Here is a 22,172-nt window from a genome sequence, read left to right on the forward strand (position 1 = left end):
GAATAAGTATAAGATTACATACCTCAATTATTTTTATGTATAAAATCACTAACAATAAGCATTTGTTATAACATTACAGTTATATAGCATCATATTAAATAATCATTTAAAATCATAACCTTAAATTTTGGCATGGCTAATGCTTAATCTTATGTAGTCTCATAGGAGGAAGTAATGAAGACATATCCATTATTAATCGGTCTTGGTTTGACAGCTTTAGTCGGATCTGCAAATGCAACAGTAATATACAACGTTAGTGATGCAACTACGGGGGCACCAAACTGTGGGAGCTCACCACATGGCCTCTGGACTAACAAACTTAAATTCAGTGGTGGTAGTTGTGGCCAATACTTTAGTATTGCTAATGGTACGTTCACACTTTTCAACGATGATATTGACCCATCAAATTGGACTGCATCATTAATGTTTACTGCTTTTAATGATATCGGTGATAAAGCTGAAGTTGATCTCTCATTTGGTAGTTTTGGCCACACAGGTACTGTTAAAGGAGGGCAAGATAATGGAGGGGCAAGTGATGATCCAGCCCTACCCCAAACAACCCAAACAGTCGGTAGTAATGATGTCGACTTTTTTTACAGTATCACCCAAAGTGAAATTAATTTTTTTGATAGTGGCGATAACTCTTTAGGTAGCTTCACAGACATTAGTTTGTTCGGTGGAGAAAACAATCAAGGCTATGCATTTCAATTTGGTGTTGACGCAAATGATAAGAATGACTTATTCGGTGGAGCGGCCTGGCTAAGGTATGATGATACCAGAAGTAATATGAATAAAAGAAAACACAGGAAATACTGGGGTAAGAATCATTGGGATATTAACCTAGCTTTCGCGGAAGTACCGGAACCATCTACACTGGCTATTTTTGCTGCAGGCCTATTTGGCTTTGGTGTATATCGCAGAAAAGATCAATCTCGTTAACCGACTGGTGAGTTTTTATATCAATACTGCCTGCACAATGGCTGCCCCCTTAAGCCATTGTGTGGCTCTACCAAAATGTTTTGAGTTACTCAGCATAAAGTTACAAATTTCGCTATCAAAATCATCATAAGCTTTAACTTTTTGTCCTGTTTCAGCGCCATCATTGCGCACCTAGAGCACACCACTCTCACCAACAGCACAAGGTGGAACTGCAAGAGAGTATTCAATACGTCATTTACCCTAGTGACTACCTGAGTTGAAATATAACCGTTAACGCTTTGCCCTTTCCATATCCAACAAAGCTCGTTTGCGTTCTAACCCCCAACGGTACCCTCCTAAAGAACCGTCGCTTCTTAATACTCGGTGGCAGGGGATAAGAATACCAACTGGGTTTTTGCCACAAGCGGTACCTACAGCGCGGACTGCTTCCGGATTATCAATATGCTCTGCAACTTCACCATAACTCATCACGTCGCCTTCTTTGATGCTTATGAGAAATTGCCATACTTTGATTTGGAATGCTGTACCTCTGATATCAAGTGGTACTTCGGGCCTAGGAGCGCCTTGACTAATATGCCTATCTAAAGCCAGCATCCAACTATCCAGTTCTGGTGCGTCTTGTGCCGCAGAAAGCTCAAATTGAGCTTTAGGAAATTCATCAGATAACAGGCTTAGCAGAGAAGCTTTCCTGTCACCAAACTGAACTGAACATACCCCTTTATCTGTCGCAGCCATTAACATGTACCCAAGTACAGTTTCTCGACAGGCATAATGGATAACTTCCCCTTTTCCTCCTGCCCTGTACGCTTTCGGTGTCATGCCTATACTTCGGGTGGCCTCACCATATACCCGGCTTATTGAACCATAACCTGATGAATAAATAGCATCGGTCACACCCTCCCCCTCTTTTAACGAACGTTTAAACTTCCGCATGCGTACTGCATCTTGATAATGATTGGGGGACACACCAAACATTTCTTTAAAAATGCGTTGTAATCGGGAAGGTGAAAGACCCGCGATATCACCTAATTGAGTAAGTGTTATTTTATCTTCGGCATGACGCTCTAGATAGCGAGCGACTTCAATGAGCTTAAGGGTTCGAGCATCCTGACCTGCTGGATTGCAGCGCTTGCAAGGACGAAATCCTGCTTGCATTGCGGATTCGATATCAAAGAAGAATCTTAGATTTTCTGGATTTGCTGCTTTGGTTGAACAGGATGGCATACAGAATACGCCAGTGGTAATAACGCCGTAGTAAAACTTTCCGTCGAAAGAGCTATCTCTCTGCGCTACCGCATTTTTCATTTCATTTTCAGATGACTTTGACATAGCTGCGCTCACTCTCTAACGGGTTGCATGACTATCTCATCACACCAAGCTTGCTGATACTATCCGATTCTTGCTGATTAATTGGTGATTATAGATTCACTCTCTGTTTTTTAATGTGGCGCAATTTTCGGATGTTTTAAGGTCAACGCTGTAGCTAGTATGCAGTTAAAGATGAATAACACTGATTGTCCCGACCATGACACCGACCATAAACCACTCTATGAACTCAAAAGTATGGGCTATGCTCATTTTGCTCTCCATCTTATGGGGCGGTTCTTTCTTTTTTGTAGGCGTAGCGGTCAATGACCTTCCTCCATTAACCATAGTGACACTTAGAGTAGGAATTGCGGCATTTACACTATGGGGGATAGCTATGATGATTGGCTTGCGTCCCCCCAAAAGCCTGAAAGTCTGGGCTTCATTCTTGGGGATGGGGTTACTGAATAATGTTATCCCCTTTGCTTTGATTGTCTGGGGGCAAACACAGATTGCGTCAGGCTTGGCCTCAATTCTAAATGCTGCAACACCAATATTTACAGTAGTGGTGGCAGGCATTCTGCTGCCTGATGAACGGCCAACACCATTAAAGCTAATCGGCGTTGTTCTCGGTTTCGTGGGTGTAGCGGTAATGATAGGCGTACCTGCGTTAGGTGACGAAAGTAATTTATTGGCGCAACTTGCCATTGTTGGCGCAGCCATATCCTACGCATTTGCGGGAGTATATGGGCGTAGGTTCAAATTACTGGGGGTAAACCCTGTTATCACGGCAGCGGGACAGGTAACGGCTTCAACGCTCATATTACTGCCTATCGCGATATTGGTAGATGGCACTATTGATGTGGACAAGACAAGCATGAACACATGGATAGCTATAGTAGGATTGGCAGTTGCGTCCACAGCGATAGCGTATGTTCTTTATTTCAGAATTCTTGAACTGGCAGGCGCAACAAATGTACTGCTGGTAACACTACTTGTACCAGTCTCTGCTGTTCTGCTCGGCTCATTATTCCTGAATGAATCTCTGGAAATGATTCATATATTGGGCATGGTATTAATAGCGTTCGGGTTATCCGCTATTGATGGTCACCTATGGCAAAAAATGAAATCAGTCTTTGCATGAGGAAACGTACTGCGATTCCATTGGCACGATCTGCCGCTGAGTAATCACGTTAAAGCAGGATGGGGCCAGATGTGTTGTGGTTTTCGAGGAATAGTTACTGTGGGATACGGAATGACTCAGAAGACAAGTAAGGGCAAGGAAGACCCCTCGCCCTTACTTCCGGTCAGTTAAAAGTTACCGTACCGAGGTAATGTGGGTCTTTCCCATTTCTGTCCAACTCATAAGTACAATCCACTTTCTTTGTACCATATAGACCGACTGTGTCATGATCAGCATTTACTCGGATGTTACGACCATTGAAATTGCATTTGAAATTTCTCAAACTCCCAAAAGAAGAACTAAAGTCTCCTAAGTTTACTTTACGATTCGTTGGCAAAATAAACGCTTTATGGGAGTTTCCGTTACGATAATCGTACATATCCATAGGCAAAGTTACTGTAAAGCTTTGTAATTCATTACCATCAAGATCAGCATCGTAGATAACACCTTTAAGGTTCTTGATTCCGTTTCGGCCACGGTAGTATTTTGGCTGTACCTGATTACCATTGGCTGGAGTTAACTTAAACGCTACTATTTCAGCGTTACTACCCGGTCGGGATTTCCATTGACAATCAACTCCAGCAGAATAATCAAAATGGTCTAAACCTTTTAATCCGGGACCGCGGAATTTGTCACAGGTAACTTTTCCTCCAATACTATATTTCAGTAATGGATCTACAGAAATTTTGTATTCTTCGGGTTTGATGTAAGCTTTATTTGAGCTACCGCTTCGATAATTTACTTGGTCAAGGTCATACTCAACATATACACCAGTATCGCCAATTTCGCCTCTAAGTTTTTTCTCCCCAAATAAAGGGTCATCGAAGAGCGCTAAAGCAGGGGACGTAACTGATATACATGCAAGTGATAATGTACTCAAAGCAAGTTTTTTCATGTTTAGAGGTATCCAATGTGCCGCAACCCGGCTGTCTCATAAACTACTTCTATGCTCTTAAAATACGAGACCCGTGGCTTTCCGTCCTTATCTCACGATAAGTTTGGCGTTATATTTCGGCTGACATACTATTACCCTAAACAGGTATACAACTAGTAGTTAAATAAACGTAGCAAACTGATAAGGAATGCACCACTTTAAGATGATATAAAAATCATATTTCCTACGGTAGAATGTGAGGGCGAAAATTCGCTGTTATATAGCGTCAGTGAGTTAACCATTCTTCGCTCCCCCTTAATTAACAGTCAGTTTTAATATTATCTAACAAGTAACTGTCGTGTTGTGTTGGTCGGTAATACAGCTTGTAGATAAATTTATGTTATTGAAATTATAATTTTTGATAATTTTTATTGATTAACTTGTCACCCTATACTTCTCTCCATCGAAACGAAGCACGAAACAAATTAAAAAGTATTTGGAGAAAGTTATGAAGATGAATCACGTTGGTATTATGGTTGGCGATATGGACAAAGCCGTTGAGTTCTACACTAAAGCGCTAGGCCTTCGCGTTGTAATGAATAACACCAAAGTCATCGAAGAGCGTGAAACTGCAATCGGCCGTATGTGTATTGCCGTCTTCGGTGAAGGTTTCAAGGGCTTTAACATCGCACACTTAGTAACGTCTGATGGTATCGGCGTTGAACTGTTCGAAATGAAAGAGCGCAAGGAACGTCATGAAGTCGATTTCTCTCGCTTAGGTATCTTCCACTTCTGTCTGCAAGTTGCTAAAGAGCAATTCCCACAGACCATCGCGCGTATTGAAGAGCTTGGCGGTAAAGCTCGCATGGATATCATGCGTTACCACCCAGAAGACGAGACTAAGCAAGCACAAATGATCTACATGGAAGACCCGTTTGGTAATCTATTTGAGCTTTACTCGCACACTTACGAAGAAACTTACGCAACTGATTACGAGTAATAGTTATCAGGTACCAAAGAGCCCTGCAACCTTAACTAGTTGCGGGGCTCTTTGGGTTTAAATGCATAACCTGTATTTAGCGCGAGCGGCTATGGAATACCGTTGTTGATGCCACTGACATGTCCATATCATCTGAAGCGACAATGTTGACCGAGCGGCTGGCATTCAATGACAGCGGGATAAACACACGGCCGCGCTCGTCAGTGGTAAATGAAGTGCCATTAAGCTGAGGGACATTGGTGACATTGACTGTTAGCCCTGCTTCTGGCCCTGCTTGCCCTATCGCTTTGACATGGATACCTGAAGCTGAATCGGTGATATTTAGCTCAACGGCTGAGGCTGACATTGAAGCGACTAGTAGTGTTGAAAATGCAATTGATTTAAGCATGTTGAATTCCTTCTTTAACAGGTCGCCAATGGCAGCCTTTATCGAGTGTTATTTGATTGGTTGAAATGCATAACCTGTATTTAGCGCGAGTGGCTATGGAATACCGTTGTTGATGCCACTGACATGTCCATATCATCCGAAGCGACAATGTTCACCGAGCGACTGGCATTCAATGACAGCGGGATAAACACACGCCCGCGCTCGTCAGTGGTAAATGAAGTGCCATTAAGCTGAGGGACATTGGTGACATTGACTGTTAGCCCTGCTTCTGGCCCTGCTTGCCCTGTCGCTTTGACATGGATACCTGAAGCTGAGTCGGTGATATTGAGCTCAACGGCTGAAGTTGACATTGAAGCGACGAGTAAAGTTGATAGCGCGATTGACTTAAGCATGTCGTATTCCTTCTATGACGGAGTCTTGTTGATTTCGAAACTAAACTGTTTCGTTTTTTTGTTTTTAAATCTAGAATTGATTATTGAAGCTGTCAAGGGTATAAAACTAATTAGTTTCGTTTTTTTGGTTTCTGAATTGGGGATTGAAGGGTATGAGCCGTCAAAAAGAGAAGAAGCGCCGAGCGATTGAAGCCACGCTGGCACTATGTGTAAAGCACAGCTACCACGGTACCAGCATGGATACCATCACTGCAGCAACAGGCATGTCCAAAGCAACAATTTACCGACATTTTGGCTCCAAAGAAGCGTTAATCGCCGAAGCTTTGGCACTCTACAGCGAGCAAACACTTTCCCATTTAACTCAGTTGTTTGATGATCCTGACTTGTCGTTGGAAGAGAAGTTAACGGCCCGCTTTACGACATTAGAAGCTCTTGTTGAAGCCAGTGATTTTAATGGCTGTATCTACCAGCAAGCCTTTAACGAATATCGCAACGAAGATGAGCGCATTGCCGATGTGTGTGTCTCGTATAAACAAGAGCGGATCCGTTTGGTCACCGAACTGCTTCTGGCCCACGACATCAAGCAAGCCAAAGAAAAGGCCACCCGGGCTGAGTTGGTGTTTAACGGCCTACTGGCCTCGCTGGAGATGGGGGCAGATCCAAAGCTGATGTCACTTGCTAAACAAATGTACTTTGAGCAACTTCAGTTAGCGAAGTCTTAGTCTTTGGATGAATCGACAGATTAGAGATATTCGTTGCTTGCATTACTTGTAGGCGCTTTATTCATCCAACATAGCTCGGACTAGCTTGGATAACCGTTTTATTGCTCTCTCTTCTGTCGCTGCACAATCAAACGATGCATTGAGGCGAAAACAATGATTGAACTGATCGCTAACAGAAAACATTTTACCCGGTGCAAGGCTGATATTGTCTTTCAATGCACGTTGATAAAGCACCATAGCATCGAGGTGCTGCGGCAATTCAATCCATAAAAAATACCCGCCTTCTGAATAGTTGACACTGACATTAGCTGGCAGGTGAGCACGTAGCATCTGCCAATTGGCGAATTTGCGCTGTTCCAATGTCCTTCGTAATTTGCGCAGGTGGTTTTCATAGTTTCGGGTAGATAAATAATTTGCGAGGGCCAGTTGTATTGGAGCACTGGCTGACAGAGTACTCATCATCTGCAGTTTTTGAATCGGCAGGGCCATTTTTCCTGCTGCCACCCAACCGATCCGAAAACCTGCAACCAGCGTTTTTGAAAACGACGAACAATGTAGCGCAAGGCCATTTTGATCAAATGCTTTGGCTGGAAGTGGCTTGTTAGCACCAAAATACAGTTCATTGTAAACATCATCTTCAATCAAAAAGACGTTGTATTGTGAAAGCAACTCAATCAAACGTTCCTTCTTCGCTTCTGTTAACGTAAAGCCCAAAGGGTTCTGGTGATTGGTCATTAACCAGCAAGCTTTTACGGGATGAGACTGTAATGCTTTCTCGAGCGATTCAAGATCAATCCCCTCTCGCGGGTGGGTTCTGACTGACAGCGCTCGTAAATTCAGCCTTTGCAGGGATTGTAATGCACCGTAGAAGGTCGGTGATTCCACGATCACCCAGTCGCCAGGCTGGGTAACGGCTTGAAGACTTAAATTTAGTGCCTCAAGGGCACCTGCAGTGATCACAATTTCATCCGGGCTCACACTGTTCCCTTGTGCTGCATAACGCTTGGCAATAAGTTGTCGTAGTTCTTTATTTCCCGGAGGCCGGTTATCCAACGCACTGGAAGTTGGCATAGTGCGCGCTGCAGCTATCAATGATTTGTTTATTTGTTGTCGGGGGTACAGCGTTGGATCGGGATAAACAGAGCCAAAATCAATGATATGTGGCTTACGGCTGGCCTGCAGCACATCAAAGATAAAATCATTGATATCAATAGTTTCTGTTGTTTGAACTGTTACATCTGACTCTGTTGTACTCGCGTATCGAATTTTGGGGGCGACAAAATACCCAGACCTTGCATGTGAGACTATCCACCCTTGGCTCTCTAACACCTGATAAGCATGCAGCACTGTCATCAAGCTCATGCCTGTCGTTTCAGTCTGCTTGCGAAGAGAAGGCAGTTTGTCACCGACAGCCCAAATGTCATTTTGAATCTGATTACGGATTTGCTCTACGAGCTTTTCATACTTGGCCAACGTGAATGTGCCCTTTAAGTAACAACTGGCTGGAATATAGCACAGCACTAAATCTGTTATATATAAAAGTCAGTTTTCTGTATCTATTATAGTCTCGATTCCATTCCTATAATCCCCCCTACTTTCCACTTCAACAGAATGTTTCAAACCTTGGGCTGGGTATCTGTCTGGTACTTATTGCACAACACCAACTCTGCACAAGCATATGAATTTAAATAGAAGTAACTCAACGGGAGATACCTATGAGCAATATTAAAACTGCCGCACTCCGTGCACTTCAGTTAATGGATCTGACGACGCTCAACGATGATGACACAGATGAAAAAATCATCGAGCTATGCAAAAGCGCCAAAACAGCGGTAGGCAATACGACAGCGGTATGCATATACCCTAGGTTCATTCCTGTTGCCAAAAAACAGTTACGCTTGCAAGGCACACCTAATATTCGCGTGGTCACTGTGACGAACTTCCCGCATGGGAACGACGACATCGAAATCACTGTTGCCGAAACGAAAGCAGCCATTATGTATGGCGCAGATGAAGTGGATGTCACCTTCCCATACCGTGCGCTGATGGCCGGAAATGAAAAGGTTGGTTTTGAACTTGTGAAGCAATGTAAAGCAGCCTGTGGCGGTACACCATTGAAAGTCATTATTGAATCTGGCGAGTTGAAAACGCCTTTGCTAATCAAAAAAGCCTCAGAGATTTCAATCAAAGCCGGGGCTGACATTATCAAGACCTCGACAGGCAAAGTACCAGTCAATGCAACCCTTGAAGCAGCAGAAACAATGTTATCCGTTATCAAAGAGTTGGGTGTCGAGCACAGGGTTGGCTTCAAAGCGTCAGGCGGTGTCCAAACGGCTGAAGAGGCGAAAAAATACTTGGATATGGTAGATAGTATGTTTGGTCCAGAATGGGCAAACAACAGCATGAATTATCGATTTGGGGCGTCGAGTTTGTTATCAAATCTGCTTTGTACATTGGGTGGGGAAGGTGCATCAGTAACTAGCGACTACTAAAGTAACCTCTTTATAAATATAGATAAATTCTGGATGTGAGATGAGCAGTTCACGGCTGCTTTAAATCATACCCACTCGGAGAAAGTAAAGGCTCACCTATGTCAGATTTTGAGTTAAAACACAAAACCGCCGCCAAACTCTCAGAGCACGTGGCATATAAAATAACCCAGTGTCTTAAGTTCCTATTGAATATCTTCTATGGAAGAAAATATGCTAAACGCGCCGTTATTTTGGAAACCATTGCAGCAGTACCAGGAATGGTGGCAGGTATGTTCAATCACTTAAAAGCCCTACGCAGGATGAAAGATGATGAAGGCTGGATCCGTGAATTACTGGATGAAGCTGAGAATGAAAGAGTGCACCTGATGATTTTCTTGGATATTGCCAAACCTAGCTGGGTAGAGCGAACGTTAGTGTTACTTGGCCAAGGGGCTTTTATTGTCGTGTATAGCATGATCTATGTGCTCTCTTCTAAGATTGCACATCGTGTTGTGGGCTATTTCGAAGAGGAAGCCTGCAAGAGTTACACTGAATATCTGGACAAAATTGACTGTGGTGAGGTTGAAAATGTCGCTGCACCAAAAATCGCCGTCGATTATTACCAACTAGCGGCAAACGCTAAATTACGAGATGTGGTTGTCAAAATCCGCGAAGATGAAGCCAAACATCGCGATCGTAACCATTCGTTTGCAGATGCGTATGAAAACCAAGAGCTGCCCGCGCATCAGCATTGATAGCTCCATTGGTGATTAAGAGATTCAGTTCTTTCTTGCCTTCAAGGAGGTATTCCCAGAGTTTGAAGTTTGATGTAGTGCTTACCCTATAGACAGAGAAAACTATATAACTAAGGGTAAGTACTACATACTCATCAAGGAAAATTACTCTTTTTTCAAGAGTAATGGGTCATCAATGGCACCTGCCAGTTCTAGATGATAGTAAATGTGTTGCCAGACAGTGAAGTTGTAATCATCTAACTGTTCTTCCTCGTACTCCTCATCGTACTCGTCATAGCAATCATCTGATGGAGGAGTGCCGTTATAGAATAAATCTAAACCTTTAGCGTCGTGGTTAAAGAAATCCTCTTCGCCTAAACATCCCATCTCTCTATGCTGAGTTAGGGGTCTTAATCGTTTTAAGAAACCATCGATCTCGGTGAGGGGGAAAGCTGGCCAACTATCAGTGAGACTTGATTTAGTGAAAATCCAGTATTTATGATTAATAGCAACTTCGTAGCCCAGATTATTCATACTTTCTACTAACCCCCATCTTGATTCTGGCGTTAGTGGTTTTTGGTTCAATTCTGCTATCTGGCTTTCCCTTATACGGAATCTTGGGTAGCTATTTTTTTCCTTTTGGGCCGCTCTTTTAACCATGCTGTAGAGAATCAGTAGTGATAACTGGTTGTTTGTAAACTCTCTTGAACCATCAATTAAGCGATCTTCTTTAGTTGTTCGCCGAAATACTGCCATCTTATCCTCCTTAGTTATCTCTCACAGACAATACGTGATGGATATGTAATCTGCCAATAAAACAATAAGTTGATTGCATTTTTTGCAAGCTCAGATCGCTTTTTAACTTAACTTCATCTTTTAAAATCAATTTTACGAGTTTCACTTCTTTGTCATAAATTGATTTGAAATGGCCAAGGTTTAGTCCGTGTTAGCTAAAAAGTACCTAGGGGGTGAATAGAATTTGGCAAAATTTGTTTTTTGCAAATTACTGCAAGATATTGGTGGTATAAATGGCTGTAAATTGTCGTCTTGTTGTGTTTATGTATGGTATTTTCTGTTATGGGAGGGGAAAATATTTTGGTATCATCAGGGCGTATTGAGACTTGCCAAAAGTCATATAGATTTACCAACGAAAATTTAGTTCTGCCAAAAGTCATCTAGGTTTACCAACGAAAATTCAGTTCTGCCAAAAGTCATCTAGGTTTACCAACGAAAATTCAGTTCTGCCAAAAGTCATCTAGGTTTGCCAACCAAAATTCAGTATTACCAAATTTCATCCACCTTGAGTAGAGCACTTAACTGTCAGGTACAGCCCTGATTGACTACCCCCTACTCTTGTTTTGAATCGGTAGGAGATACTGCACATAGCACTTATTTGAATTAAGTCATACGGTATGGCCATCGCTATTTTCTGGAAAAATGAAATAGATCGAAGTAGAGCCACATCTCTTAGTTCACAAATTGAATTAGTCAAATGGTGACTATAATTTTATATCTAGACTTTTGTGAAAATTTGCTAGAGATCATAAATGTTATTCAAATGTTAACTCTTTCGGCCTCTTTTTCTTGCTACTCAAATTCCATGGCCTATTCTGTCGACAGACGACAAAAAACAGCGAGTCAAAAATGCAAAGTACAGTGATTAACGAACAAGTTCAAACTGTCAAGAACCAGTCACTGAGCAAGGTGGTTCAACAGCAATTAGAAACCATGATTCTAAATGGTGAGTTGGCACCAGGCGAAAGAATTAATGAAAGCTACCTCTCTAGCCATCTACAGATCAGCCGAGCCCCCATCCGTGAGGCTTGCCGACAACTTGCCCAGTACGGCATGGTGGAAACTCGCACCGGTAAAGGCTCTTTTGTTTGCCAAGTCGATTTAAAAGAAGCGATTGAACTCTATGAAATCCGCGGCGCTTTTGATGCTTTAGCCGCAGAACAAGCTGCTTCACGTGCAAGCGAAGACGATATCAATGCGCTTGAGCAACACATTTCTCAGATGGAAGAGAGCGAAAAAGCGAACGATCGGGTTGAGTATTTCTCATCAAACCTGAAATTTCACCATCAAATCGTACTAATCAGCCGCAACTCAGCGTTACTAGAGTTATATAGCGTAGTGTTGAAAAAACTATCTTTATTCCGGCAGCTAAACTTATCTAAGCCTAACCAAATCGCGGACTCTCTGGCGCAGCACAAAGGTATTTTTGCGGCGATAAAAACAAAAGACGCCACTAAGGCAAGCGAACTAGCAAGACAACATGTCGAAGAAGCTAAACAGCGTCTACTAGAAGCTAAACAATAATAAATCGACAATCACAAACCCAAATTAATTCCATAAATATAGAACTGTCGACAGACGACAGATTTTATCAATACCAATAACTGTGAAATAAAAGGACTTAAAATGTCAATCCAACAAAACAACTACGTCGATGTACCTGAGCATTCCAACCTAACTGAACGTGCTGCGAACTTTATCGAATCAGTTCAGTTTTCCGACTTGCCTGCTAGCGTTATAGAGATTGGGACACGCTGCCTAGTTGATGGTCTAGGCCTTTATGTGGCGGGTAGTGACCATGAAACGGCTAAGATTCAGGCTGAATTAGCCGCAGAGACCGAAGGCCGAGAAGAAGCTATTTTGCTTGGTCACAGCATAAAGGTGCCCGCACCACTTGCGGCGCGCGTTTTGGGTACAGCAGGTCACGCCCATGACTGGGATGACTCTCAAGTGAGCCTTGACCCTGACCATGTATACGGTCTGTTAACTCACCCAACTATTCCGCCTTTAACCGCTGCATTAACGATGGCGCAGAAGCTTGATAACGTTAATGGTCAGGACTTTATGTTGGCATTCTTAACGGGTTTTGAGGTTGAAGCAAAAATCTCTGAATGGATGTTCTCGCAGCACTACAAACGCGGCTTCCACTCAAGTGGCACGGTTGGCACCTTTGGCGCTTTCGCAGCGGCGGCGAAATTGCTTGGGTTAACCGGCGAACAGCTTCGCTCAGGTCTTGGCATCGCGGCTTCATTTGCAGCCGGTATTCGATGTAACTTTGGCACAATGACTAAACCGCTACATGTTGGTCGCGCAGCTGAAAATGGTGTCACAGCAGTATTGATGGCACAAAAAGGCTATAGCGCAGATCAAGAAGCGCTTGATGGCCCTTGGGGCTTCTTTGCAGTGCAAGGTGGTGGGGTTACTGAATCTAAGATCAATAGCGAAGACTTTGGCAAACCATTCTCAATAGTCGAGCCAGGCGTCAGCATCAAACCATACCCATGCGGTGTATTGACTCACCCTACCATTGACCTAATGGTGAAACTGGTAAAAGAAAACGATGTGACCCCTGAGAATATCGAGCGAGTGATTGTTCGTGCAGGCTCAAACATTTTAAACCCAATCCGCTACCCAATTGCATCAAACCACCTGCAAGCTAAATTCTCACTACCTGCAGTGCTAGCCATGGTTGCGCTCAATCGCCGAGCCGGGAAGATCGAATTTGAAGACGAGTTTGTTCAAAGTGACGCCATGCAATCAATGCAGCACCAAATCGAAACTCAATTTGATGCAGACATCGAAGCAAAAGGTTTCGATAAGATGCGCTCAAGTATCGATATTCAGCTTAAAAATGGTGACGTCATTTCAGGTGACGCCGATGAGCGCTACCGTGGCGGCCCTGAAAACCCAATGACAGACCAAGAGGTGGAAGAAAAGGCACTAGGTTGTTGTGAGGGCGTGCTAACAGACTCTCAAGCACAGCAACTTATTCAATCGGCATGGAAGGTGCTGCAGTTAGATAACATCACCCGCCTAGCAGAACAGTTACAACCACAACAATAAAACAGTCCGCAGAGACTGATCAGCCTACTCCAATAACAAGGAAGAAACGATGAAACTGATTAAAACACTTTCACTAGCTGCGCTTACCGTCGGTGCCCTATTATCTACCTCAGCCTTGGCAGCATATCCTGAAAAGCCAATTACCCTCGTCTGTTGGTCAAGTGCAGGTTCAGGCCATGATCTTATGGCTCGCTACATTGCCAAACTTGGTGAGAAACACCTGGGCCAACCTATCACTGTGGTTAATAAGAAAGGCGGTAAGGGTAAGGTTGCCATGAGTTATGTGCTTAATCAAAAAGCCGATGGTCACGTTATCATGACCAACACTCGTAGTATGACGCAGCGTTTGAAGAAAACAGGCAGCAGCATTTCCATCGACAACTTTAAATACATTAGCCGAGTAGTAAAAGACCCATTTGTGATTGCTGTGGCTAAAGATAGCCCATTCAACACCCTCGAAGATTTAGTCACTTACGCAAAAGCGAACCCTAATAAAATTAAGATTGGCGGCTACAGCACCAATTCGGTTGATGAAGGCCTGAAAAATGATCTTAACCAACAAGCTGGCATCAACCTGAAATACATCCCGTACAAGGGGGGTAAAGAGCCCGTTGTTGCTGTACTTGGCGGTCACATTGATGTGGCAATCGCTAACCCTAGTGAAATGATTGCCAACTATGACGCAGGCAAACTTAAGGTGCTTGCTGTTGCTTCAGAAGAGCGTTTTGCCCCATTTGAACAATCGCCGACGTTGAAAGAGGCAGGATATAACGTAGTCACTGAACACTGGCGTGGTGTGATGGCGTCAAATGAGGTGCCAAATGATGTTGTTGAAAAACTTAATGACATGATTAAGAAAGTTGTACAAGAGCCTGAATTTAAACAATTCCTTGCCAGTTCGAAAATGTACGATGGCTACCTAGAGAGTGAGATGTTTGCAAACCTAGTTGTTGAACAAACCGTTAACTAATCACGAACCAGCGGGGCTTTCGCCCCGCTTCAAAGGAGATGGTTCAATGAAAGGAACAAGCTTATCACTCGGAACCGATAAAATATTCTCAGTCATACTGATAGCTTCAAGTGCCGTGTTTTACACAATGCTCGGTGGCATGGACGCGGCAACGTCTGAAGGCGAAATCGCCGCCTCAACCTACCCTAGGATACTGCTAATAGGTGTCATCATTTCTTGCGGGTTACATATCCTCTCTCGTAGTAACGAGCCTAACCCTGTCGCTCAGTTCCCAATTGCAGGGGGAGTGGTTATTGGCCTGATAGGTAGCTATATCTACCTTGTTGATATTATTGGCTACTTCTTGCTAACACCCGTTTTGTTGTTTGTTCTGCCAGTGATTGCAGGCTTTAAAAACTACAAAGCTATTATTTTCAGTGTCTTATTCATTACTTTTACATTATACGGTGTGTTTGATCTTGTATTGAATATTCCCCTGCCAAATGGATTTTTAGGAGAGTAATCATGTTCGAAAATATAGCCTTAGGTTTCTCTACGATAGCGACCTTTCCGGCGATGCTCGCGATTACCTCAGGGGTTGTGATCGGTATTCTATGTGGCGTATTGCCTGGCCTTTCTGCCTCAACAGCGGTTGCACTTATGGTGCCATTTACCTTTGGTATGGACCCTGTAGTGAGTGTCTTGCTACTAGTTTCCGTCTACCTCGCAGGGGAATATGGTGGTTCGATTACTGCTATTGCCATTGGCACACCGGGCACGCCAGCAGCCGCTGCAACAATGATTGATGGCTATCAATTTACTAAACGTGGTGAACCTGGCCTTGCGCTGACAACCTCGGTGGTTGCGTCCAGTGTTGGCGGTGTGATCGGCGCGCTTGTTCTTTTTGCTTTTTCGGAGCCATTGGCCGAAGTTGCCCTATCATTTGGTGCCCCTGAGTACTTCGCTATGGCGGTCTTTGGCCTCACCATTATTGCGAGCCTTGCCAGTGACAACCTAACTAAGGGCTTTATCGTGATGTTCCTTGGTCTTTTCCTGAAAAGCATTGGCCTCGACCCTTTTACCGGTGAAGAACGTTTAACATTCGGTATTCCAAAGCTGATGGATGGGATTAGCTTTATCCCTGCCCTTATCGGCCTATTTGCGATGACCTCTGTTTTTACTGGCATTGAAAAGGCAATGGTCACCACAAAGTCAGTCAAACTAAGCTTCAAAATGCCAAAAATTAAGCGCTTGCTTGGTATGTGGAAAGTCTACCTGCATTCATCACTTGTTGGCTCAGTGATTGGTGTATTACCCGGCGCAGGTGCGACTATTGCTTCCTTTATCTGCTACAACGAAGTGAAGCGATTTTCACACAAAAAAGAACAATTTGGCAAAGGGTGCCTTGAAGGTGTAGCAGCACCAGAGTCTGGGAATAATGCGGTAGTTGGGGGATCTTTAGTTCCTTTACTAACACTCGGTATTCCGGGTTCAGCAACTGCTGCTGTACTGATCGGTGCGTTGATGTTGCACGACATTCAGCCTGGCCCATTACTCTTCCAAACTAATGGGGAGATTGTGTATGGCATCTTTGCAGGTTTAATCGTCGCTTGTATTGTTCAGTTGGTGGTAGGTTTGCTTGGCGTTCCGGTTTGGGTGAAGGTAATTTCCGCACCAAAAGCCCTTCTGCTACCAGTTATTGCAGCGATTTCTGTTGTTGGCTCCTATGGTTACAACAATAGCATGGTGGATGTTTGGGTAATGTTTTGTTTCGGCTTACTCGGTTACCTGCTTAAGAAGTTTAAATTCCCCGTTACACCAATTATTTTGGCGCTCGTCTTAGGTGGTATCTTGGAAGAGAACTTCCGTCGCTCGTTGATGATGAGCGATGGAGACCTCACCATCTTTGTATCACAGCCAATATCGGCAACGCTACTAATCATGGCCGTTCTCTCACTTGCTAGCCCAATATTCTTCAATAAATTGGCAAAGAAAGATCAAACTATTGAAGAGTCAACGGAGACCAAAGCGGTATAGTTACAGCACAAACCCAATGAAAGAAAGGCACACATTACGGCATTTGTGCCTTTCTTGTTCCTCCCGAATTCCACCGCACTAACTTAACCAGCAATATCCTTGTATTAGGGGCAGAATACGCCACGCTTATTCCTCCATCTGAAGTTGAACATGCCGCTGATATCCTCAACGGTGACTACATGATTTACTGGGGATTGAGTCACAGCATCATGCTTGAGCCGGAAGCATTTGCCACGACATTGTTGACTGGTTAGCGTCTAAGGCTGTTATTTAAAACAATATGGATATGGGTTCTCGTCGCACCAAGGTGTCGACGCGTTCTCTTACTATTGATGCCTAATTGCCCACAATAAAAGTTAGGGACATTCACTAAGATCTTTGGTTGTCGAAAGCGTCCAAGCGAGCAATTACGTCGAAAAATCCATATGGAGAGGCTTGCTTTTAAGTTATTGATATTAATTGTATATATTGGAAAAGGTACACTGAGAAAGTGGCAAAAACGACGGATTTTATTATCTATCCCAAGTATACTACGGCCGATCACATCCTTTATACCAGACCACAGCGAAGCCCTTCTATTCACAGGTGTTTCTTAGATATCTGTAGTACGCTTTGCTCGCTGAGTAACTACAACGGGAAGTGACCATTGACCGATTAAATTTTTTTATTTGAAGGAGATACGACTGAAATTGGCATGACGTGTAACACGTAGAAAGTGCCAATCTTAACCTATTGATTTGATGTGGCTATTTCCATTAATTGACACTGGGGTTTTGGGCAAAAATGAAAGACTATATAACTCCACTTCGATATAATAAGCCCGCTCATTTTCCTTAGACTAACACCACAACGATTTCGCTCCTCAAACTACAGGCATCTCCTATATGCCTGCGGTTCGCTGTGCCTGTCATTTAGCAACACCGGAAAATGTTCGCCCACTCATATAAATTTTTAATAAGAAGGTAATGTATGTATATATTCGATATGTATGTTGTCCGCGTCATAAGAGACGGGGAAGCTATTTTTAAAGTGTTTGATGATTGTACGTTAAAACAAGCCTATAACTATGCCAAGCACTTCCCTCCTTATATGCCTTGGCAAATTTATACCTCGGATGGTGCTGTGGTGATGCACTCATAACTTAACGCTTTACCCTGTAAACAGAGTCAAATAATGATAAAGAGAAAATGACTCAATGAATCAAGCACAATAATAATCATCAAAAGACTGCTTGGTTACGAATAATTCCCACTATTAACATCTCGTCGAGTTGCCGACTACAGAGTACACTCCCTTATCCTATGCTTGATAAATCCGGTGAATTAGAAAGAAGTAACTGCTATGCATTCCCCGAGTGCGAAACACACATTAAATGGTAATAGCTAGAAGAAGCTAATGAATCTTTAGATTGTTCGCACTGTTATGTGCCGATGAAATGTAAGATTGATGAGAGCACATATTCAGGAGCCCAACATGGCGTCACAGTGTAACTCAAGTAGAGACGATATCTGTTCTATTGTGAACTCATAATTTCATAGTCGACAATCGTCAGCCATTGGCCCATAACTAATTAATCAAAAAGTGACAAATAGTTAATTAAAGACGTGATATGTACCAATGTCCTTTATTTGCTTTTAAATTAACACTTTAAAAATAATCCTCATATCAGAAAACATGCTGAAATTCTGTTTTTTTGAATGATAGCGAGAATATAGTTGGTAAGAGTGAAGCCAAATAGGATAGTCCCCTAAAGCTATAGGCCTTACGGTAAAAGACAGATCATTTCACTAAATTATATTCAGCCGCTATCCACAGAAACTGTGGATATCACTTGTTAGCCCTTTGCTTTCAAGTCGGTATAAGTTTGTTCGTGCGGGCCAACGGATGAATACTGTGAGTTACAACAGAAGGATGATGGGCCACAATATACCTAATCTATTCAGTTAAGTGGTGGAGGGTTCACGTCATAATTTCTTCCTCAACCGTGGACATTGCATCCACGGATTAGCCGTTTAGCCAAGTGTTTAGTGCTATTTGTCTAACACTCCGATCTTTTGAACTCTACAAGCTCTACAAGCTCCACAGGGACATCCTCTTCAATATTAGTTTGTCGTGTGAAGGCAGTTCACTATCCGAGATCAGAAGATCATAATTAGAAAGCGGGGCGATACGGTGCGTTCCCACACAATTGAACTTACTACTATTGGTTAGCAATATGTTAGTTTTACACAGTGTAGATAGCTTTTGCTTCAACAAAGCCTTTTCTTGGGTAGGACTAGTTACGTCATTGTTGGTATCGAAAGCACTGCAGGTGCAAAAACAGATATCAGGAATGATATTGTCCGGAAGATGCCTACAATAGTTGCCCACTACAGATTGGCTACAGTTATCGATATCGCCACCGGCAATGATGCTCTGAAACATGTCTACCTCACCTTCTATGAATAAGGGCACAGTAGTATCAGCGTCGGATACGACTTTAACAACTAACGCGCTATGCCTCCCTACATATTAATGGAGCAGGACATCATGCTAGATATCTAATTATCACCATAAAATATACTTACGATATTATTGAAAGACGTAAAATTTGACTGCTGTTAAAATATGCTCGCAACAGATTACTGTATGCTACTTCTCATCGTCATTGTGTATTTTGCTAGTGAGTTCGCTTATCAATTCTTTTATCCAACGTTTCCAAATTGACTCTTCGTACGGCACTGTGATCCATCGTAACTTTAAGCCCCTCTACGCCGACGACAGTTATGCCCAGTTTTTCGGTTACGACGACGGCCAAGCTATTTTGGAAATGGGAAATTTACTCACCTTGATTGCGCCACACGAACGTGATGCAGCCTGGCAGGCATATCGCGATATCATGAGCGGCAAAGAAAAGCCGGGCATCCAGACCTATCGCAATATCGACAATGAAGGCAATGAGCTTTTTGTCCTTACCATCGACCACCTGATTAAATGGCAGGGGGAGCCGGCCATGCAGATCACCATCGTGGACTTGAGCAGCCAATTTAAAGCCCTCAACAAACTCAACGACAGTGAAATGCGTTACCGTGAATTGGTCGATGGCTCAATCCAAGGCTTGTTGGTTCACAGTAACTTCAAGCCGCTGTTTTGCAATCTGGCTTATGCCAACATGCTTGGCTTCGAATCTGAAAAGGAGCTGCTGGCAATAGATTCCATCTTGCCACTCATCGCCGAGCAATATCACCCGCAAGCCCATAAGGACAATGCCGCTTTGCTGAGCGGTGCGAATGCGTCAATTAAAACCGATGCACTAACTAAACGTGTCGATGGGCAGCCCTTGTGGCTGAGCTTGATCTCCCGTCCTATTGAATGGAACGGCAAGCAAGCTGTACAGGTCACCGCCATCGATGTAACCGAGCAGTACCAACTGCGCGAAAAGTTAGAGTACCGTGCCAACCACGACAGCCTGACCGGCCTTATCAACCGCAGGACTGCCACTGAAATTGCCAAGTATGCGTTACCCTGTCACAAAGCCGATGAGCAGCCACTGTGCTGTGTACTAATCGATCTCGATAACTTCAAATCCATCAACGACCGCTACGGCCACCAAACCGGTGATGAAGTACTTCAACACTTTGCTGCCACATGCCAACGGGTGCTTCGTAACACTGATTACATCAGTCGCTGGGGCGGCGAAGAGTTTTTGCTACTGCTGCCCAGTACTACCATCGAACAAGCCCAGATGATCACAGAACACCTACGCCGCCAGATTAGCGAGTCGTCCATTAGGGTAGAAGGCGTACCACTGAATTACACAGCCAGTATGGGTATTGCATCATTAACTCTAGAAGACAAAGGACTACATAATCTGCTCTATCGTGCAGACAAGGCACTGTATACAGCCAAGCAGGAAGGGAAAGACCAGATTGTAGTCGCTAATCTAACAGAAGAAATAAAAAGGTCATCTTTTCAGTGACTTAAGTGATGATTTGAGATGATGAATGTAAGAATATTTCAATAAAGATTGATATTTAAAAATTAAAAGTAACTATTAACTAAATATTCTTATTAGTTTGTCAATGTCTCATTGATTATTCTGATATGTTTTAAGAATGGAGTTTAATATTTCGAGTATGGATAATAATTAATCGAGATTTAGCAGTTATGGCTCAGAAAATAGTATTAATTCTTTCACTTAACTTTCTAGCAATATTTATTTTAATGTTGATTTAGAAAAAACTCATAATCAAAAAAAACCGGCCTTTATGACCGGTATGGAGTTCACAAAAATTTTCACTTACTCTTGTTCTTTTCTACGATAGCCTGCAAATCCCAAAGCCAAAATACCTGCACCAAACATCGTTAATACGGTAGGCTCAGGAACAACAGCAATTTTTGTTAATGTTAATTGTGCTTCTGCTACTGCATTAACGTTATCAAACGATACATTGTATAGAGCTTGAATTGCGCCGACTCTTTCCCAATTAATAGAACCGCCACCATTAAAGGAACCAAAGCTTACGAATTCAGTATCGCCTGGGAAGTTTATTTCGGACGTTACAACCTCAACAGAATGTTTGACAAAGTTTCCATCACTAGCATCATCAGTCCAAACGTTTATTATTGCTGGGTTATCTTGGTCTACAGATAGTAAATCAAATAGGAAACCATCAAAATCACTGAAGTCTTCACCAAGGCCAGAATCTGATCCTGCAACTAGACCATCTACTGCAACACCAAGTCCTGGTGGTGCCATAGCACCCGGCGCTGTAGTCTCTGCATCATAAGCATCTCCAACAAAGTTGCTTCCATCATAAGTCAGAGCAACGAAGCCAGTGACTAGATTTTCCATGCTTACTTGTAATCTATCTGTTCCTGCCGTAATTACTTCTACTGTAATTAGTCCAGAATCAGCGCCAGTATTATCAATCGTTTTCTCAACATATATATCACGATAATCGCCTAGGATGCCCGCTCCTGTTGCTTGACTTGAGGCACCAACACCTGTGGTGTCACTTACTAATTCAGCCTGAGCGGTACTGAAATTATCAATAAGTATCGATGATGCCTGTACATTTGTATTAAAAATTAATGCTGAAGCAATTAACCCCAGTCCGGTGACTAAATTTTTCATAAATCCCTCTGCATATTTATTTGTAAGTATTAACACTACTAATTTCGACTTACTGTTTATATAAAGCATAACTTGTGCCAATAATTACATTGAGATTTATTTTTATTTATTTCAGTAACTTAACGGAAAGCCAATGTTTTTATTTGAATATCGCAGATAGCTAGTGTAAAAAATGCTGACATTTTGAAGGTTGAGTTTTGCCTC

At 42.9% G+C, this 22,172-nt stretch carries 22 protein-coding genes and 1 riboswitch; of the genes, 13 read left to right on the forward strand and 9 right to left on the reverse strand.

What is annotated here, in order from left to right; translation table 11 throughout:
- The first annotated feature begins 174 nt into the window (after positions 1–174).
- On the forward strand, positions 175–939 hold the full coding sequence (locus BIZ37_RS16315; RefSeq protein ID WP_187462368.1) for a PEP-CTERM sorting domain-containing protein: 765 nt from the start codon (positions 175–177) through the stop codon (positions 937–939).
- Between the two features lie 15 nt (positions 940–954).
- Here the strand turns inward: BIZ37_RS16315 and BIZ37_RS16320 are convergent, their stop codons facing one another.
- Entirely contained in the window at positions 955–1,110 is a 156-nt protein-coding gene (locus BIZ37_RS16320; protein ID WP_187462369.1) for a hypothetical protein, read from the reverse strand.
- Positions 1,111–1,209: 99 nt separating this feature from the next.
- Positions 1,210–2,268, reverse strand: a complete 1,059-nt coding sequence (locus BIZ37_RS16325; RefSeq protein ID WP_187462370.1) for a bifunctional transcriptional activator/DNA repair enzyme AdaA — start codon at positions 2,266–2,268, stop codon at positions 1,210–1,212.
- Between the two features lie 196 nt (positions 2,269–2,464).
- Between BIZ37_RS16325 and BIZ37_RS16330 the strand changes: the two genes are divergently transcribed.
- Positions 2,465–3,388: a DMT family transporter gene (locus BIZ37_RS16330; protein ID WP_187462371.1), complete on the forward strand. Its 924-nt coding sequence runs from the start codon at positions 2,465–2,467 to the stop codon at positions 3,386–3,388.
- 163 nt (positions 3,389–3,551) lie between these two features.
- On the opposite strand, the gene BIZ37_RS16335 is transcribed toward BIZ37_RS16330, so the two are convergent.
- On the reverse strand, positions 3,552–4,322 hold the full coding sequence (locus BIZ37_RS16335) for a hypothetical protein (protein ID WP_187462372.1): 771 nt from the start codon (positions 4,320–4,322) through the stop codon (positions 3,552–3,554).
- 18 nt (positions 4,323–4,340) lie between these two features.
- A riboswitch (cyclic di-GMP riboswitch) is annotated at positions 4,341–4,440 on the reverse strand.
- A gap of 369 nt (positions 4,441–4,809) precedes the next feature.
- Between BIZ37_RS16335 and BIZ37_RS16340 the strand changes: the two genes are divergently transcribed.
- Positions 4,810–5,301 (forward strand): VOC family protein, encoded by a 492-nt coding sequence (locus BIZ37_RS16340; protein ID WP_187462373.1) that lies wholly within the window; start codon positions 4,810–4,812, stop codon positions 5,299–5,301.
- Between the two features lie 76 nt (positions 5,302–5,377).
- On the opposite strand, the gene BIZ37_RS16345 is transcribed toward BIZ37_RS16340, so the two are convergent.
- Both BIZ37_RS16345 and BIZ37_RS16350 read right to left on the reverse strand, forming a co-directional pair.
- Positions 5,378–5,689 carry a hypothetical protein gene (locus BIZ37_RS16345; RefSeq protein ID WP_187462374.1) on the reverse strand — a complete coding sequence of 104 codons (312 nt, stop codon included), beginning with the start codon at positions 5,687–5,689 and terminating at the stop codon, positions 5,378–5,380.
- An 80-nt stretch (positions 5,690–5,769) separates the two neighbouring features.
- Positions 5,770–6,081: a hypothetical protein gene (locus BIZ37_RS16350; RefSeq protein WP_187462375.1), complete on the reverse strand. Its 312-nt coding sequence runs from the start codon at positions 6,079–6,081 to the stop codon at positions 5,770–5,772.
- 152 nt (positions 6,082–6,233) lie between these two features.
- Here BIZ37_RS16350 and BIZ37_RS16355 point away from each other — a divergent pair, with 152 nt between their 5' ends.
- Positions 6,234–6,803 carry a TetR/AcrR family transcriptional regulator gene (locus tag BIZ37_RS16355; RefSeq protein ID WP_187462376.1) on the forward strand — a complete coding sequence of 190 codons (570 nt, stop codon included), beginning with the start codon at positions 6,234–6,236 and terminating at the stop codon, positions 6,801–6,803.
- A 57-nt stretch (positions 6,804–6,860) separates the two neighbouring features.
- Here the strand turns inward: BIZ37_RS16355 and BIZ37_RS16360 are convergent, their stop codons facing one another.
- A complete protein-coding gene (locus BIZ37_RS16360) occupies positions 6,861–8,276 on the reverse strand; it encodes a PLP-dependent aminotransferase family protein (RefSeq protein ID WP_187462377.1) in 1,416 nt (471 codons plus the stop codon).
- A 242-nt stretch (positions 8,277–8,518) separates the two neighbouring features.
- On the opposite strand from BIZ37_RS16360, the gene deoC reads away from it, so the two are divergent.
- Together deoC and BIZ37_RS16370 are read left to right on the forward strand one after the other, a co-directional pair.
- Positions 8,519–9,295, forward strand: coding sequence for a deoxyribose-phosphate aldolase (gene deoC / locus BIZ37_RS16365; protein ID WP_187462378.1), 777 nt, complete (start codon positions 8,519–8,521; stop codon positions 9,293–9,295).
- A gap of 98 nt (positions 9,296–9,393) precedes the next feature.
- Complete coding sequence (locus BIZ37_RS16370) at positions 9,394–10,029, forward strand: alternative oxidase (protein WP_187462379.1); 636 nt, start codon at positions 9,394–9,396, stop codon at positions 10,027–10,029.
- 144 nt (positions 10,030–10,173) lie between these two features.
- Here BIZ37_RS16370 and BIZ37_RS16375 read toward each other — a convergent pair whose 3' ends face one another.
- Positions 10,174–10,764 carry a hypothetical protein gene (locus BIZ37_RS16375; RefSeq protein ID WP_187462380.1) on the reverse strand — a complete coding sequence of 197 codons (591 nt, stop codon included), beginning with the start codon at positions 10,762–10,764 and terminating at the stop codon, positions 10,174–10,176.
- 888 nt (positions 10,765–11,652) lie between these two features.
- Between BIZ37_RS16375 and BIZ37_RS16380 the strand changes: the two genes are divergently transcribed.
- The 6 genes from BIZ37_RS16380 (at position 11,653) to BIZ37_RS16405 (ending at position 17,992) form a co-directional block, all read left to right on the forward strand.
- A complete protein-coding gene (locus BIZ37_RS16380; protein WP_187462381.1) occupies positions 11,653–12,327 on the forward strand; it encodes a GntR family transcriptional regulator in 675 nt (224 codons plus the stop codon).
- Positions 12,328–12,429: 102 nt separating this feature from the next.
- Positions 12,430–13,866 carry an MmgE/PrpD family protein gene (locus BIZ37_RS16385; RefSeq protein ID WP_187462382.1) on the forward strand — a complete coding sequence of 479 codons (1,437 nt, stop codon included), beginning with the start codon at positions 12,430–12,432 and terminating at the stop codon, positions 13,864–13,866.
- A gap of 49 nt (positions 13,867–13,915) precedes the next feature.
- Entirely contained in the window at positions 13,916–14,836 is a 921-nt protein-coding gene (locus BIZ37_RS16390) for a tripartite tricarboxylate transporter substrate binding protein (protein WP_187462383.1), read from the forward strand.
- A gap of 46 nt (positions 14,837–14,882) precedes the next feature.
- Complete coding sequence (locus BIZ37_RS16395; protein WP_187462384.1) at positions 14,883–15,338, forward strand: tripartite tricarboxylate transporter TctB family protein; 456 nt, start codon at positions 14,883–14,885, stop codon at positions 15,336–15,338.
- 2 nt (positions 15,339–15,340) lie between these two features.
- Positions 15,341–16,852, forward strand: a complete 1,512-nt coding sequence (locus BIZ37_RS16400; RefSeq protein WP_187462385.1) for a tripartite tricarboxylate transporter permease — start codon at positions 15,341–15,343, stop codon at positions 16,850–16,852.
- A gap of 969 nt (positions 16,853–17,821) precedes the next feature.
- Positions 17,822–17,992: a hypothetical protein gene (locus BIZ37_RS16405; protein ID WP_187462386.1), complete on the forward strand. Its 171-nt coding sequence runs from the start codon at positions 17,822–17,824 to the stop codon at positions 17,990–17,992.
- Between the two features lie 930 nt (positions 17,993–18,922).
- Here BIZ37_RS16405 and BIZ37_RS30670 read toward each other — a convergent pair.
- Positions 18,923–19,276, reverse strand: coding sequence for a DeoR/GlpR transcriptional regulator (locus BIZ37_RS30670; protein WP_187462387.1), 354 nt, complete (start codon positions 19,274–19,276; stop codon positions 18,923–18,925).
- Between the two features lie 238 nt (positions 19,277–19,514).
- Here BIZ37_RS30670 and BIZ37_RS16415 point away from each other — a divergent pair, with 238 nt between their 5' ends.
- A complete protein-coding gene (locus tag BIZ37_RS16415) occupies positions 19,515–20,810 on the forward strand; it encodes a sensor domain-containing diguanylate cyclase (protein WP_187462388.1) in 1,296 nt (431 codons plus the stop codon).
- 321 nt (positions 20,811–21,131) lie between these two features.
- On the opposite strand, the gene BIZ37_RS16420 is transcribed toward BIZ37_RS16415, so the two are convergent.
- On the reverse strand, positions 21,132–21,968 hold the full coding sequence (locus BIZ37_RS16420; RefSeq protein ID WP_187462389.1) for a PEP-CTERM sorting domain-containing protein: 837 nt from the start codon (positions 21,966–21,968) through the stop codon (positions 21,132–21,134).
- Positions 21,969–22,172 lie beyond the last annotated feature (204 nt).

The organism is Photobacterium sp. BZF1, from assembly GCF_014349205.1.
In the GTDB taxonomy this organism is placed as follows: Bacteria; Pseudomonadota; Gammaproteobacteria; order Enterobacterales; family Vibrionaceae; genus Photobacterium.

What these genes read in the sequence shown, in the direction of transcription:
- BIZ37_RS16315 (WP_187462368.1), top strand. Translation starts at nt 175, where the DNA reads ATGAAGACATATCCATTATTAATCGGTCTTGGTTTGACAGCTTTAGTC.
- BIZ37_RS16325 (WP_187462370.1), bottom strand. Translation starts at nt 2,268, where the DNA reads ATGTCAAAGTCATCTGAAAATGAAATGAAAAATGCGGTAGCGCAGAGA.
- BIZ37_RS16330 (WP_187462371.1), top strand. Translation starts at nt 2,465, where the DNA reads ATGACACCGACCATAAACCACTCTATGAACTCAAAAGTATGGGCTATG.
- BIZ37_RS16335 (WP_187462372.1), bottom strand. Translation starts at nt 4,322, where the DNA reads ATGAAAAAACTTGCTTTGAGTACATTATCACTTGCATGTATATCAGTT.
- BIZ37_RS16340 (WP_187462373.1), top strand. Translation starts at nt 4,810, where the DNA reads ATGAAGATGAATCACGTTGGTATTATGGTTGGCGATATGGACAAAGCC.
- BIZ37_RS16345 (WP_187462374.1), bottom strand. Translation starts at nt 5,689, where the DNA reads ATGCTTAAATCAATTGCATTTTCAACACTACTAGTCGCTTCAATGTCA.
- BIZ37_RS16350 (WP_187462375.1), bottom strand. Translation starts at nt 6,081, where the DNA reads ATGCTTAAGTCAATCGCGCTATCAACTTTACTCGTCGCTTCAATGTCA.
- BIZ37_RS16355 (WP_187462376.1), top strand. Translation starts at nt 6,234, where the DNA reads ATGAGCCGTCAAAAAGAGAAGAAGCGCCGAGCGATTGAAGCCACGCTG.
- deoC (WP_187462378.1), top strand. Translation starts at nt 8,519, where the DNA reads ATGAGCAATATTAAAACTGCCGCACTCCGTGCACTTCAGTTAATGGAT.
- BIZ37_RS16370 (WP_187462379.1), top strand. Translation starts at nt 9,394, where the DNA reads ATGTCAGATTTTGAGTTAAAACACAAAACCGCCGCCAAACTCTCAGAG.
- BIZ37_RS16375 (WP_187462380.1), bottom strand. Translation starts at nt 10,764, where the DNA reads ATGGCAGTATTTCGGCGAACAACTAAAGAAGATCGCTTAATTGATGGT.
- BIZ37_RS16380 (WP_187462381.1), top strand. Translation starts at nt 11,653, where the DNA reads ATGCAAAGTACAGTGATTAACGAACAAGTTCAAACTGTCAAGAACCAG.
- BIZ37_RS16385 (WP_187462382.1), top strand. Translation starts at nt 12,430, where the DNA reads ATGTCAATCCAACAAAACAACTACGTCGATGTACCTGAGCATTCCAAC.
- BIZ37_RS16390 (WP_187462383.1), top strand. Translation starts at nt 13,916, where the DNA reads ATGAAACTGATTAAAACACTTTCACTAGCTGCGCTTACCGTCGGTGCC.
- BIZ37_RS16395 (WP_187462384.1), top strand. Translation starts at nt 14,883, where the DNA reads ATGAAAGGAACAAGCTTATCACTCGGAACCGATAAAATATTCTCAGTC.
- BIZ37_RS16400 (WP_187462385.1), top strand. Translation starts at nt 15,341, where the DNA reads ATGTTCGAAAATATAGCCTTAGGTTTCTCTACGATAGCGACCTTTCCG.
- BIZ37_RS16405 (WP_187462386.1), top strand. Translation starts at nt 17,822, where the DNA reads ATGTATATATTCGATATGTATGTTGTCCGCGTCATAAGAGACGGGGAA.
- BIZ37_RS30670 (WP_187462387.1), bottom strand. Translation starts at nt 19,276, where the DNA reads ATGTTTCAGAGCATCATTGCCGGTGGCGATATCGATAACTGTAGCCAA.
- BIZ37_RS16420 (WP_187462389.1), bottom strand. Translation starts at nt 21,968, where the DNA reads ATGAAAAATTTAGTCACCGGACTGGGGTTAATTGCTTCAGCATTAATT.